12 protein-coding genes are annotated in these 14,611 nt (G+C 29.2%); 2 read left to right on the top strand and 10 right to left on the bottom strand.

Annotated features, from left to right (window positions below; translation table 11 throughout):
- Positions 1–100 precede the first annotated feature (100 nt).
- From R4I97_RS10470 to R4I97_RS10455, 4 genes are all read right to left on the bottom strand, one after another.
- Entirely contained in the window at positions 101–1,444 is a 1,344-nt protein-coding gene (locus R4I97_RS10470) for a citrate/2-methylcitrate synthase (protein ID WP_335784995.1), read from the bottom strand.
- Between the two features lie 25 nt (positions 1,445–1,469).
- A complete protein-coding gene (gene icd / locus R4I97_RS10465; protein ID WP_335784994.1) occupies positions 1,470–2,729 on the bottom strand; it encodes an NADP-dependent isocitrate dehydrogenase in 1,260 nt (419 codons plus the stop codon).
- Between the two features lie 143 nt (positions 2,730–2,872).
- Complete coding sequence (locus R4I97_RS10460; RefSeq protein ID WP_335784993.1) at positions 2,873–5,128, bottom strand: aconitate hydratase; 2,256 nt, start codon at positions 5,126–5,128, stop codon at positions 2,873–2,875.
- A gap of 117 nt (positions 5,129–5,245) precedes the next feature.
- Positions 5,246–5,776 (bottom strand): HdeD family acid-resistance protein, encoded by a 531-nt coding sequence (locus R4I97_RS10455; RefSeq protein ID WP_335784992.1) that lies wholly within the window; start codon positions 5,774–5,776, stop codon positions 5,246–5,248.
- Between the two features lie 194 nt (positions 5,777–5,970).
- On the opposite strand from R4I97_RS10455, the gene R4I97_RS10450 reads away from it, so the two are divergent.
- Positions 5,971–6,450: a hypothetical protein gene (locus tag R4I97_RS10450; RefSeq protein WP_335784991.1), complete on the top strand. Its 480-nt coding sequence runs from the start codon at positions 5,971–5,973 to the stop codon at positions 6,448–6,450.
- Positions 6,451–6,521: 71 nt separating this feature from the next.
- Here R4I97_RS10450 and R4I97_RS10445 read toward each other — a convergent pair whose 3' ends face one another.
- The 4 genes from R4I97_RS10445 to R4I97_RS10430 all read right to left on the bottom strand — a co-directional run bounded on the left by R4I97_RS10445 (position 6,522) and on the right by R4I97_RS10430 (position 9,908).
- Positions 6,522–7,253: a glycerophosphodiester phosphodiesterase gene (locus R4I97_RS10445; protein ID WP_335784990.1), complete on the bottom strand. Its 732-nt coding sequence runs from the start codon at positions 7,251–7,253 to the stop codon at positions 6,522–6,524.
- A 148-nt stretch (positions 7,254–7,401) separates the two neighbouring features.
- Positions 7,402–8,199, bottom strand: a complete 798-nt coding sequence (locus R4I97_RS10440) for an AAA family ATPase (protein ID WP_335784989.1) — start codon at positions 8,197–8,199, stop codon at positions 7,402–7,404.
- 3 nt (positions 8,200–8,202) lie between these two features.
- Complete coding sequence (locus R4I97_RS10435; RefSeq protein WP_335784988.1) at positions 8,203–8,397, bottom strand: hypothetical protein; 195 nt, start codon at positions 8,395–8,397, stop codon at positions 8,203–8,205.
- A gap of 131 nt (positions 8,398–8,528) precedes the next feature.
- Complete coding sequence (locus R4I97_RS10430; RefSeq protein WP_335784987.1) at positions 8,529–9,908, bottom strand: MATE family efflux transporter; 1,380 nt, start codon at positions 9,906–9,908, stop codon at positions 8,529–8,531.
- Positions 9,909–10,146: 238 nt separating this feature from the next.
- Here R4I97_RS10430 and R4I97_RS10425 point away from each other — a divergent pair, with 238 nt between their 5' ends.
- Positions 10,147–11,070 carry a methylenetetrahydrofolate reductase gene (locus tag R4I97_RS10425; protein ID WP_335784986.1) on the top strand — a complete coding sequence of 308 codons (924 nt, stop codon included), beginning with the start codon at positions 10,147–10,149 and terminating at the stop codon, positions 11,068–11,070.
- Positions 11,071–11,072: 2 nt separating this feature from the next.
- Here R4I97_RS10425 and R4I97_RS10420 read toward each other — a convergent pair whose 3' ends face one another.
- Positions 11,073–11,885, bottom strand: a complete 813-nt coding sequence (locus R4I97_RS10420; RefSeq protein ID WP_335784985.1) for a vitamin B12 dependent-methionine synthase activation domain-containing protein — start codon at positions 11,883–11,885, stop codon at positions 11,073–11,075.
- Between the two features lie 17 nt (positions 11,886–11,902).
- The gene (locus R4I97_RS10415; RefSeq protein ID WP_335784984.1) at positions 11,903–14,524 is read right to left on the bottom strand and encodes a homocysteine S-methyltransferase family protein; all 2,622 of its coding nucleotides are present in this window, start codon (positions 14,522–14,524) and stop codon (positions 11,903–11,905) included.
- Positions 14,525–14,611 lie beyond the last annotated feature (87 nt).

Raw genomic sequence — 14,611 nt, 5'->3', positions numbered from 1 at the left:
AAAATATATTAATATTTATTAATGTTTTAAAACAACTCTAATATAAAAAAGGAGCTTTATACAAAATAAAACTCCTTGAAAAATTATCTCTATAAAAAAATTATCTTTTATCCATAGAAATAAACTCTTGAGGGTCAGAAACATTTTTATACGCAGGTCTTATAATTCTTCTGTCATCAAAATTAAGTTCCTCTATTCTATGAGCACACCAGCCTACAATTCTTGACATAGCAAAAAGCGGAGTATAAAGTTCTTTAGATATGCCAAGCATTTCATATATAAATCCAGAATAAAGGTCAACATTGGCACAAACTCTTTTTTTATCTCCTTTTACCTTTATAAAACATTCTATAGCTCTCTCTTCTATTAGCTCCATAAACGCAAGCTCTTTTTCCTTTTTCTTTTCTTTAGCAAGCTGACGAGCCAAATCTTTTAATATAACAGCACGCGGGTCTGATAAAGTATAAACAGCATGCCCCATTCCATATATAAGTCCGCTCTTGTCATAAGCTTCTTTGTTAAGCATTTTCATTAAATATTCATCTATCTCTTTTTTACTCTCCCAATTATCTATAGCCTCTTTCAAATGAATAAACATATCCATTACTTTAGCATTAGCCCCACCATGTAAATCACCTTTTAAAGAACCAATACCAGCAGAAATGCTTGAATAAGTATCCGTTCTTGTAGAGCTTGTAACACGCACTGTAAATGTAGAGTTGTTACCGCCACCATGTTCTGCATGAAGTATTAAAAGTAAATCAAGCATTCTTGCTTCTAATTCACTAAACTCCTGCTTAAGCATATATAAAAAATTCTCTGCTATAGAATATTTTGGCTTTGGCAATGTAATGTTTAAATATTTTTGATTAACACTATATTGAAACATATTATAAGCATAAGCAATAACAGCTGGAAATCTTGCTATTAATTGTATAGATTGAAGCATTAAGTTTTCTAATGATAAATCTTCAGGATTAGGGTCATGAATATACATCTCAAGCACACTTCTTGAAAGTATGTTCATAATATTTTGCCCTTCCAAATCTATTATATTCATTATAGTTTTTTTATCTAAATACATATTATCAGATATTAACTCTTTAAAAGACTGCAATCTCTCCATATCTGGAAGCTTACCAGAAAGAAGAAGATAGCAAACCTCCTCATAACCAAAACGTTTATTAGTTAATATATCATTAGCAATATCATTTAAATCATATCCTCTATAATAAAGTTTACCGTCTATAGGACATACTTTTCCGTTTTTATCTCTTTCATAACCTACAACATCTCCAATATTTGTAAGCCCAACAAGAACTCCTGTTCCATCTTCATTTCTTAAACCTTTTTTTACATTATATTTCTGAAAAAGCTCACTATCTATTTTTATTCTTTTGCTTGAATGGTCATAAAGTTTGTACAATAAATATTCTTTTTTCATAAATATACCCCTATATTATTTTTTATTACATTATAGAAACTATTCTTTCTGCAAACTCTTTTGTGCCAAGTGCAGTTCCATTATCCATAAAGCAAGCCAAATCTTCAGTAGCATATCCGCTTTCAAAAGATTTCTCTAATGCATTTATTATTAAACTTGCAGCCTCATTCATATTCAAATATTCTAATGCCATCACAGAAGAAAGTATTAATGAACAAGGATTAGCCTTATTTTTTCCTGCTATATCGGGGGCTGTGCCGTGAGTAGCTTCAAAAATAGCATGACCTGTTTTATAATTAATGTTTCCTCCAGGTGCTATTCCTATTCCCCCAACCATAGCAGCTAATTGGTCTGATACATAATCGCCGTTTAAGTTTAATGTTGCTATTACAGAATAATCTTCCGGTTTTAATAATGTGTTTTGTAAAAATGCATCGCATATATTATCTTTTATTATGAGTTTACCTTGTTCTTTTGCTTCTTTTAACTTTTCTTTTGCTTTATCTTCACCAAACTCTTTTTTTATTTTGGCATATTCTTCCATAGTAAAAGTTTTATCAGCAAACTCTTTTCTTGCAAGTTCGTATCCGTATTTTTTAAATCCGCCCTCGGTGAACTTCATTATATTACCCTTATGAACCAAAGTAACAGAAGGAAGTTTATTTAACAAAGCATATTCTATTGCAGAGCGTATGAGCCTTTTAGAGCCTTCTTCAGATACAGGCTTAACTCCAAAAGATGATGTTTCTGGAAATCTTACTTTAGTTACACCCATTTCATTTTTTAAGAAGTTATAAAATTTCTTTGCTTCTTCAGTGCCTGTTTTCCATTCTATGCCAGCATATATATCTTCAGTATTTTCTCTAAAAACCACCATATTAACTTTATTAGGCTCTTTTACAGGCGAAGAAGTACCCTTAAACCATCTTACAGGTCTCAAACAAACATAAAGGTCTAAAGTCTGACGAAGTGCCACATTGAGTGAACGTATACCTTCACCAACAGGAGTAGTTAAAGGTCCTTTTATGCCTATAAGATATTCTTTAAAAATGTTTATAGTCTCATCAGGCAAAGGAGTACCTAACTCTTTTTGAGCTTTATCTCCTGCAAGTACTTCAAGCCATTCAATAGACTTCTCTCCGTTGTAGGCCTTTTTTACAGCCGCATTTACAACCATTTGAGAAGCAGGCGTAATTTCAGCCCCTACTCCGTCCCCCTCTATAAAAGGAATTGTAACTTTATTTGGTACTATCAATTTACCATTTTTCATTTCTATTTTACTCATATTAAAATCCTATTATTGATTGTTTTTTATTTGCGGGGACTAGCCCCCGCTCCCCCAGTTCTTTTATTGGTATAAAAGAACCAAAAGAACTGTATTTTATTTATGATACTATAAAGAATATCAAACATTTAAATTTATATAAATTAATTTTTCATTAAACTATTCAATGCTCCTCCGTTTTTAAACCATTCAATCTGTGCTTCATTATATGTGTGAACCGCTTCAAAAGTCTCTTCACTTCCATTTTGATGAATTACTTTAACAGTTAAGTTTTGTTTAGGCCTAAAATCATCAAGACCTAATATGCTTATTTTATCTTTTTCTTCTATCTTGTTATAATCATCTTTATTTTTAAATGTTATAGCAAGCATACCTTGTTTTTTAAGATTAGTTTCATGTATTCTAGCAAAACTTTTAGCAAGCACTGCTTTAACATTCAAAAATCTTGGCTCCATTGCAGCATGCTCTCTGCTTGATCCTTCTCCATAATTCTCTTCTGCCACTACTATAGAAGAAATATTTTTTTGCTTATATTCTTTTGCTGTTTTTGAAACCTCTTCATAATTGTTGCTTAATTGATTAAATACAGAGTTTGTTTTATCATTAAAGAAATTAACAGCCCCCATTAGCATATTGTCTGAAATATTTTCCAAATGTCCTCTGAATTTTAGCCAAGGTCCTGCCATTGATATATGGTCGGTTGTACATTTACCTTTAACTTTTATAAGCAAAGGCATATTTTCAAAATCCTTTATATTAAACTTATCAAAAGGCTTCAATAATTGCAAACGTTTTGAATCTTTATCTATTATAATTTCTACACTACTGTCTGGTGCATTTTGTCTGTTTTTGTTTTCTGTGCTAAGTCCGTTTTTTGGCAAAGCTATTCCAATAGGTTCATCAAGTTTTACTTCTTTTCCTTCTTCATTAATTAAAATATCTTTTAAAGGATTAAATCTCAAATCCCCTGCTATGCTTAAAGCCATTACAGTTTCAGGAGAAGCAACGAATGCATGAGTATTAGGGTTACCGTCAGCACGTTTTGCGAAGTTTCTGTTAAAAGATGTTACTATAGAATTAGCTCTTGTGTTGTCTTTCTCTTCTCTGTTCCACTGCCCTATACAAGGTCCGCATGCATTAGTCATTATAACAGCACCAATTTTTTTGAAATCATCAATTATACCATCTCTTAAAGCTGCATTATAAGAAACCTCAGAACCTGGATTAATTATTATTTTTGATTTTACTTTTAATTTTTTCTCTATTACCTGACGAGCAATTGAAGCTGCCTTACTTAAATCATGATAAGAAGAATTAGTACAAGAGCCTATCAAACCAACTTCCATAGCTGTAGGATATTTATTTTCTTCCACTTTTTTAGCAAACTCACTTATAGTGCAAGCTGCATCTGGAGTAAATGGTCCGTTTATATATGGTTCTAATTCAGACAAATTAATCTCTATTATCTTATTATAATATTTCTCTGGACTTTTATATACTTCTTCATCTGCTTTTAGATTATTTATATTTTCATCAGCAAGTTTAGCTATCTCTTCACGTCCTGTAGCAATTAAATATTCTTTTATATTATTGTCATAAGGAAATATTGAAGTGGTAGCTCCAACTTCCGCACCCATATTACAAATGGAAGCTTTACCAGCAGCCGATAAACTATTAGCCCCATCTCCAAAATATTCTATAATGGAGTTAGTGCCGCCTTTAACTGTCAATATTCCTGCCAATTTTAATATCACATCTTTTGCACTCGCCCAGCCATTTAAAGAGCCTGTTAATTTTACCCCTATTATATTAGGTATTTTTAGCTCCCACTCCATTCCCGTCATAACATCAACCGCATCAGCTCCGCCTACACCTATGGCAAGCATTCCAAGCCCTCCAGCATTAGGTGTATGAGAGTCTGTACCAATCATCATGCCGCCCGGAAAAGCATAATTTTCTAAAACTATTTGGTGAATAATACCAGAACCAGCCTCCCAAAAACCAAGCCCGTACTTTTTAGCAACACTCTCCAAAAAATTATAAACTTCTTTATTAACATTAAGTGCATTTTTTAAATCTTCTTCAGCACCCTTACAAGCCTCTATTAAATGGTCGCAGTGTATTGTTGCAGGTACTGCAGAAGAAGTTTTTCCAGCATTCATAAATTGAAGTAATGCCATTTGTGCTGTAGCATCTTGCATTGCTACTCTATCAGGACGAAAATCTGCATAATCTTCTGCCCTCTTAAAATCTTTTATTGTTTTTTCATCATACAAATGAGCATATAATATCTTTTCTGATAATGTTAATGCTCTATTTAATTTTTGTTTTACATTATTAACTTTATTAGAATAGTTTAAATAAAACTTTCTTATCATTTCTATATCATATATAGGCATACTTTCCCTCAAAATAAAAAAATAATATTGTTATTAGTAATACTATACAACAATATTATTTTTTATCAATTAGTAAATTAATATTTTTTTTATTTATATTTTTGTTAAATTTGATTATTAATCTCTAAAAAAATTACCATAAGCAAACCAAAGCTGCAAAGTAACAATACCATAAAGTATTAAACCAACTCCAATAACTACACTAACATAAACAGCTCCAAGTATAGGATTGAATGCTAACACAATTCCAGCTAATAAAGTTAATACTCCGCTAAATAATGAGAGTCCCCATTTACTGTAACCCTCTTTTTTTAATTCTATAGAAGAAGATATAGCAATAACTCCTCTCACTATTACAAAAAATGAAACCATATATGGTATAAATGCACCGCTGATTGTGAGATTAGATATGATTATAATACCACATATAGTTGATATTATACCATCTGCTAAAATTAAAAGTGAACTTGATAAATGCCTTAAACTGAAAAAATAAAATATAGTGCTTATACCAGAAAATATTGTTAAAAAGCCTATTATATATGCTAACAACAATACTGTTTCAGCCGGATTAAATATAGTAGCTATGCCTGATATAATAAGTAATATACCAAATACTAACCATAAAACTCTTCCTAATTTACCCATAATTTATATACTCCGCTATAAAAAATTTAATAAATTATAATTTATTATATAATAATGATAATTTAATACATAAAAAAATCAACATTTTATATATAACTTTATAAAAATAATTGTATTTTTAATTATAAATAGGGAACTTTCATGGCTGTAACTTCGTCTAATATAATACAAAAACAAAACAGGAGTTATTAGAAATGAAATCAAAATTATTATTATCTACATTAATATTAACATTAGTATCAGCATTAGCATTTGCTCAGCCGCCTGCTCCAAGAGGTGGTGATGTTCCGCCTGCACCAGGTCCGAGAGAAAGAGCTATGCCAAGGGCTATGGGAGGTCCTAGAGGTGATATATACAGAATGTGCAGAAATGCCGGTATATATTTAACAGATGCTCAGCTTGAAGAAATGGGTCAAATATCTTATGAATATGAATTAAAAATCAATGATTTAGAATATCAAAAAAGAAGTATTGATTATAAATTCAAGCTTGAAAGAGAAAAAATTGATTTAGACTTAAACTTAATAAAAGATTTAATAAGTCAAAGAAAAGATTTAGAAAAAGAAATTGATTATCTTAGAATAGAAAAAGACGTTGCTGTTTTAGATGTTCTTACAGATGAACAATTAACTCAATTAAACTCATATAGAATGAGATATTATTACTATAGATAATATTTATATAATTATATTGAAGGAGGTAAATAAGTTATTCTTAAATTACCTCCTTTTTTATTTATAATTTTTTAGTATAATTTTTTATCAAATATATTAGGCATATCTGTAAATACTCCATCTACTCCCATAGAATAAAGTTCATTAGCAAGTTCTATAGAATTTACAGTATATATATAAAGTTCATACCCTTCATTTTTAATATTTTTAGCCAATTCTTTATTTATAGTTTTATCATATAAATGCATAGACTGAGGTTTTAATTCATCTGCTATATCTTTCCAATGATTTGTTTCTTCCCAAAGTAATATTCCAAATTTTGAGTGTTTTGATATTTTTTTTAGTGTTCTAAGCATATCAAATTCAAAACTTGAATAAAATACTAAATCTTCTGCCTTTTTATCAGCTACAGTTTTTACAGTATTTTCTACTATGCTATCTTTTTCATTCTTTGAAATCTCGCCTTTTAATTCTAAATTTATTACAGTATTTGTTTTCTTACATAAATCTATTAATTCTTGTAAAGTAGGTATTCTAATATTTTTAAACTTTTCATTTTTCCAAGAGCCCGCATCTATTCTCTGTATCGCATCATAGTCCAAATCATTTATAACACCGTCAAAGTCTGTATGGTATTTAGTTTCATAATCATGAAATAATACAAGTGTTCCATCTTTTAATATGGTTACATCTGTTTCTATACATTTTACTCCAAGTTCTATTGCTTTTTGAAATGCCAACATAGTGTTTTCAGGGTACTCATAAGAAAATCCTCTATGTGCTATTATCTTTCTCAAATACATATAAAACTCCTTAAATATATTTTTTTAACTATTCATTTGATTTATTTTTTTTAAAAATTATTGCATAGAATACACATACAAAAATATTGCTTTAATACTAATTTTGTTTTTTTTATTATAATTTACAAGTATTGAATCTTATTAAACATTAAAAGAAATCTACAAAAGTTTTATCTTTATTATCATCTTTCATCTCACCTATATCATATAAATATCTTGTAACAGCTAAAGAAAATCCGCCTTTTATAGGAGTTTTAGGATAGAGAATTATTAATGGAGTACGTTTTTGAATAGACATCATTACTTTTTCTTCATCAAATAATATTGGTCCAAGTAAATTAAGCTCTATATTAAGTTCAAACTTATCAACAACTTTTTTTATCTCTTTATACAAATTAACAGCCCAATCTATATTTTTTACTTTATTTACTATCAAATAAATCTTTTCTGTAATTTTGTCAGAACATATCATTTTTATAAGTCTATATAAATCGGTAAGAGAAGTTATTTCAGGGTTAGCAATTAATATAATGTCATCAGAAATCTCATAGAACTTTATCATAGATTGTGTTATTCCCGCAGCATAATCTATAATAACATAATCATATTCCTCAGACAAAGCTTTTAAATCATTAGCAAGCTTTGATAAATAAAAATCACTTTCAAATGGAAGAAGTTTTTGTATATTAACTCCCGCACTAATAACATCTATATTAAAAGGGCTATTCAATATACAATCTTTTAAAGTAATATTTCCTTCAAAATATTGCTGTAATTTAGACTGAGGCTTTACCTGCAATAATATAAAAACATTAGAACAATTAATATCTATATCAAAAACTAATACTTTATAACCTTTGGAAACTAATTCGCTGGCAAAATTGACGGAACATAAAGTTTTTCCAGCTCCACCTTTTCCACTAGAAAAAGATATTATTCTCGCCATATATTATTTCTCCATATATATTTTTAATAGATGAGCAACTTTAACCCTAACATCTTCATCCCAATCTAATATATGCTCTTTTAATACTTTAATTACAGCTTTCTTGTCGGCAACAGATACTTGTTTTGCTAACTCATCAAGGGCTTCTAATCTCTTTTCAACATTCTCACTTTCTAATCGTAAAAATATTTCTCTCATCTATAATTCCGCAAATCTATATTATTATTCTAATAAATTATACATTATAATGTTAAATTGTCAAAACATTACATACAATTACATCATATAAAATAAAACTGTAAAAATATATTATTGTTAAATTTCAATAATTAAGTTATTTTCACATTGTTTTTTAGTTCTATTTTCATTTCTTTTATTATACTATACCCCAAAGGTATTGATATAATAAAAGTAAATAAATCTGCCAAAGGCTGAGCTATTTCTATACCAAGCAATCCTAAAAACTTTGGCAATATATAAACTATTGGTATAAAAAATATACCCTGTTTTGCCAAAGCTAATATTGAAGCTCTTATTGTTTTTCTGGTAGTTTGAAGAATCATACTAGATAAAGTTATAATCCCCCACAAAGGAAGAGTTAATGCTTGATAGCGTAAAGCACTATTTGCAACAGAAAATAATGCTGCATCTTCTTTATTAAAAAGATTAACTATTGAATGAGAGTTAGTAAAAATAATAAATGCAAACATTATAAGCACAATAGTTGAAACTTTTACACAAAAATAAAAAGCTTTTATAACTCTATCATATTTTCTTGCCCCATAATTAAAGCCGCATACAGGCTGAAACCCTTGACCAAAACCTATAATTGCAGAATTAGAAAACATAGCCACCCTATTTACTATAGACATAGCAGCTATTGCAGCATCTCCAAAAAATGAAGCAGATGTATTTAAAAAGGCAGTTGAAAAACTTGATATGCTTTGTCTGCAAAGACTAGGAAGCCCTCCAACAATTATAGCCTTATATTTTTCTAAACTAGGAGAAAAATCTTTTAACTTAATAGGAAGTGTACCCCATACATTTGAGCCAATTAATAATACACAGAAACTTATAAATTGACTTATTATAGTACCTACAGCAGCACCTTTTATTCCCATATCAAAATAAAAAATAAAAAGAGGGTCTAATATTATATTAATTACAGCACCGCTTATTAAACCTATCATTGCAAACAAAGCATTACCTTGAAGCCTTAATTGATTATTAAGCACAATAGAAGCAGTCATATATGGTGCCCCTATTAAAATATATTTCATATAGATTTTTGAATATGGTAATATTGTATTTGTAGAGCCTAAGATATGAGCTAAAGGATTTATAAAAATAATTCCAAATATCAATATAATAAAACCAACTATCATAGCAGATACAAAACCAGTAGCAGCCATTTTAGAAGCTTCAAGAGTATCTTTAGCACCTAATTTAATAGAAATGTAATTACCAGAACCATGCCCAAAGAAAAAACCAATAGCCTGTATTATAGCCATCATAGAAAATACTATTCCAACAGCAGCTGTAGATTGAGTATTGATTTTACTTACAAAAAAAGTATCTGCCATATTATAAAATGATGTTGTAAGCATACTAATAATGGTAGGAATAGCCATTTTTATAATTAATGGTTCTATATTAGATTGAGTTAAGTATTTATATTTTTTCTCTTGCTTAATTGTTTTATCTGTCATATATAATTTACCAATATTTAAATGTAATATATTTTACTATAAATTAACAAATAGACAATAAATAAAAAAATACGATTATTGCATAGTTATTAATTTAATTATAGAAAATTTTATTTATAAATCCACGATTTTATCTGAATATTTGTAATAAAAAATAGAATTGTATATTTGATAAATAATATGCAACTAAGTAACAATTAAGTTTGACTTTTTTCTATTATATAATATCATATATTAAATGAATAATTATGTAGAAAATTTTATAAAAAAATTAGAAAATAACAATGAGTATACTTTTACTCTCGAAATATCTCCTCAAGCAAAATATGATTTAAGCTATATAGAAGAGAAAATAAATAATTCTAATATACAAAATTATGTAGATGCCTTTGTTGTAACCGATTCTCCATTTGCAAACATAAAAATATCTCCAATATTAGCATCAATACAGCTTCAACAAAAATTAAATAATAACAAACCATTCATTGCAACACAAACAATGCGTGATAAAAACTCTATAGCTTTACAAAATGATTTAATAGGTGCTAATTATTTTGATATAAGAATGATACTTGCTGTTACAGGCGATGCTATAGCTAATGGAAATCAAAAACAAGCTAAAGGTGTATTTGAAGGCAACTCCAATTTATTAATAGACATAATAAAAAATTTAAATAAATCAAAAAGTTTAGGAGAGTTTTCTTTTAAAGAGCCATTAAAACCAATATATCCTTTTTGTGTAATAAATAGTTATGCTAAAAATGATGACAGCTTAAAAGTAAGACTCGCTAAAAAAGCTAATTCTGGAGTTAAGGCAATATTTACTCAGCCAATATACGAAGTTGAAAGATTAGAGTTCTTATTAAACTGTATTGATGAATTGCCATTAAAAGAAAAACCTATATTAGTGCCTGGATTTTTCCCTGTATTAACTTATAAAACTGCCTATTTTATATATTATAAATTATCAGGTTCATACATACCAGAGAAATGGCTAAATAAACTAAAAAAAGCAAGCGACAAATCAGAAGAAGAAGAGAGGAAAACAGCAACAGAGTTATCATCTAAACTTTTTGAAGACATGCTAAAGATACATAAAAAAATTCATATAATGAGCCTAAACAACTACGAGTTTGTGGTGGATTTACTTAAAAATATATAATTTTAATTAGCAAAATAGTAAGACTCTTCGCAAAATGATACTATTGCACAAGTGCCAAGTTCAGGCTCCATCATATAGCTTTCTGTAAGTGTTACATTAAACTCTTCTGGTTTTAATTGATTAAATATTATTTTGTTGCCGTACATATTACTAAGTGCCTTATAACCAAAAGAATATCTGCATCCTACATGCTTTCTTTTGCCGTTGTTTTTTAAGTTAAGTAAATTGTCCATATAGTTTTGAAGTATATCAACATAATTCTCTATGATATTTGTACCCAATGCATTATAAAAATAATACTCTTTATATTCATCACTATCATATAATCCTTTTAAATATTGATGGAATTTTGTTCCAAGACTTACAAGAGTAAAACCAATAGTATCTTCATCTTTGTCAAAAAAATCAACTATAGAATTGTAAGGCTCTTTCTCCATTCGTTCTAAAGGAATTTCTATTTTTTCATTTTTTAATTCGCTTGTATTATAATCAACATCATATATATAAAGTTTGTCATTCTCTGTAACAGTTTTATAAAATCCATAAATCATTACAGGCTCAAGCAAATTATTTTCTATAATATTATTTTTCATCTCCTCATATTTTGGCTCTACTTTTGTTTTAATCATCTCATTATATTTTTCCATATCCTGATTTTTTGCAGAATATCCAAACCCCACTCTAAAAAGCCTAATTTTATTAATCATATCAAAGGCTTCTTTTTCTATTTGTTTATTAAACTCAAAAACTTTTCTTCCGTAGAAAGGAGGTTTATTTATATGATGTTCATGATTTTTGTGATTTATTTCAGGCATTGATAGACTTATATCCTTTAATTATTATTTTCTTTATCTCTGTCGGCTATTATCTCTTTTATCGCTACAATATCATCAAAACCATCTTTACAATAAAATATTTTGCCGCTATCTCCATAAACTTTTTTGCAAGCGTTTTCAACAAAGTCTTTAGTTAAAGCAGCGCCCCCTAAAAGTATAGGTATTTTTAAGCCCTTATCTCTAATATACGCTAAATTATCTTTCATCACTTCTGTAGATTTTACCAAAAGCCCAGACATTCCTATACAATCAGCATTATGCTCATGATACGCCTCTATAAATTTCTCTATAGGCACTTTCGTTCCAAGATTCACAGTTTCAAATCCATTATTTTTTATTATTATTTCAACTAAATTCTTACCCACATCATGCACATCTCCTGCCACTGTACCAAGTATTATTTTAGCAGTTTTTTCTTGTTTCTTTTTCTCTAAAAATTCAGAAAGAAAATCAACACTCTTTTTCATCACCTCAGCAGCCCCCAAAACAAAAGGAAGCTGTATACTTCCCTCCCCAAACTTAACACCAATATCTGCCATAGTAGGAAGAAGTATCTCATCAATTATAGCCTGTGCAAACTTTTTTTCCCCTCCAAACTCTTCACTATTTTCTTTAGCCTCTTTTAGTAAGTTTTGCATATCTTTCCACTCACCGTCAAGCATAGCATCTCTTATAGCCTCTCTCAAAGGCTTTTTGATATCATTCTTTTCTTTTGCAATATCTTCTTTTTTATCAGAAAAATGATTTATATAATTTATTAAAGGTTCTTTAGTATTACTTTTATTGTATATTAAATCCTTTGCCAATTCTACTTCTTTTTCATCTATTTTTGAAAGCGGAAATATTTGTGCTACATTGACTATAGCCATAGTAAGCCCGCAATTAACAGCTTCATACAAAAATACTGAATTCATAACCTTTCTTGCCTCTTCTTTAAGACCAAAAGAAATATTTGATACCCCTAAACTTATAGAACATTCAGGATATTTTTTAGATAATTCTTTAATGGCATTAAGTGTTTGAATACCTGATAAAAAACTTTTTTCATCACCGCTTGCAAGCGTAAATGTAAGAGGGTCAAATATTATATCATGAGGAAGTATTTTATGAACATTAACTGCACGCTCATACATTCTCTCAGCCATTCTCAATTTATCTTCGCAAGTAAAAGCCATTGATTTTTCGTCTATAGTAAGAAGCATAATAGAAGCTCCGTATCTTTTTGCTAAAGAGCATATAGCATCAAATTTCTCTTCTCCTTGCTCCATGTTAGCAGAATTTATTATAGGTTTTCCTCCATATACTTTTAAAGCTGCCTCTATTACATTTGGCTTTATAGCATCAATAACTAAAGGCAAAGAAATCTGTTTAACATAAGCAGAAATAATTTTTGTAATATCTTCTATTTCATCACGTCCAGCCCAAGCAGCATTAACATCTATAGCATGACTTCCAGACTTAACCTGCTTTATACCAACATCAAGCATACCGTCCATATCCCCTGCTATCATAAGTTCTCTAAATATTTTACTTCCGCTTGCATTACTTCTTTCCCCTATCATTAAAGGAGCAGGCTTTTGTTTAATACTAACAGAATTAAATAAGCTTGCTATATAAGGTCGTTGTTTTTCTAATGCTGCTTTTTTAGGTCTTACTCCTTTAACTTTTTTTGCTAATGATTCTATGTGTTTAGGAGTAGTTCCGCAGCAGCCTCCTATAAAAGCAAGACCATTAAAACCAAAAAACTTACTGTTAATATCAGCAAATTCTTCTGGTGTCATACTATAATATGCTTTTCCGTCTCTGTTTTCTGGAAGACCTGCATTGCTGTGTATTGATATTGGCATACAAGATATTTCTGAAAGTTTTTTTATATGCTGCATTGCCATATCTGGACCTGTGCCGCAGTTCATGCCTATAGAAAATATATTCAAATTTGAAAGTATTGTATATGCTGTTTCTATATCTGTACCCAAAAGCATTGTGCCTTCTTTTTCTATTGTTACAGAAACCATTATTGGAACATCTTTATTTAATTTTGTAGCCGTATCATTAACTGCTAATATTGCCGCCTTTAATTGCAAAACATCTTGGGCCGTTTCAAGAAGTATTATGTCAACTCCTCCATCTATTAAGCCTCTTGCAGCTAAAGTATAACCGCTATACATCTCATCAAAACCAATCTGCCCCAAACTTGGAAGCTTTACACCAGGACCTAAACTTCCTGCAATAAAAATATCTCTATCTAAATCGCCTTTAGAATTAGGATTTTTTAAATACTCCGCTCTTGCTTCATTTGCTATCAATGCTGCACTTTTCGCTAATTCATAAGCTTTATCAGAAATATCATATTCGCTTAACACCCAAGGTATAGCCCCAAAACTATTAGTCTTAATTATATTAGCATTGGCATTCAAATAATCTATGTGTATTTCTTTCATTATATGAGGAGCTGTTATATTTAATACCTCATTACAGCCTTCTATACTATTGCCGTTTATAATCCAAGATTCTTTTTTTATTTCTTTCTTTTGAAGTTCTGTACCAGTAGCTCCATCTATTATTAAAAACTGTTCTTTTATTAATTCTCTTAATCTATCTTTAACATTATTAAACATATACGAAAACTCCAATATTATTATTAATAGCATTTTAATATAAAAGCACAAATAAGCAAGTGTATACGTATAAATAATATTTTCTTG

This window comes from Brachyspira pilosicoli (assembly GCF_036997485.1).
Classification (GTDB): domain Bacteria; phylum Spirochaetota; class Brachyspiria; order Brachyspirales; family Brachyspiraceae; genus Brachyspira; species Brachyspira pilosicoli_C.
This window is presented reverse-complemented; position numbering and strand designations above follow the sequence as displayed.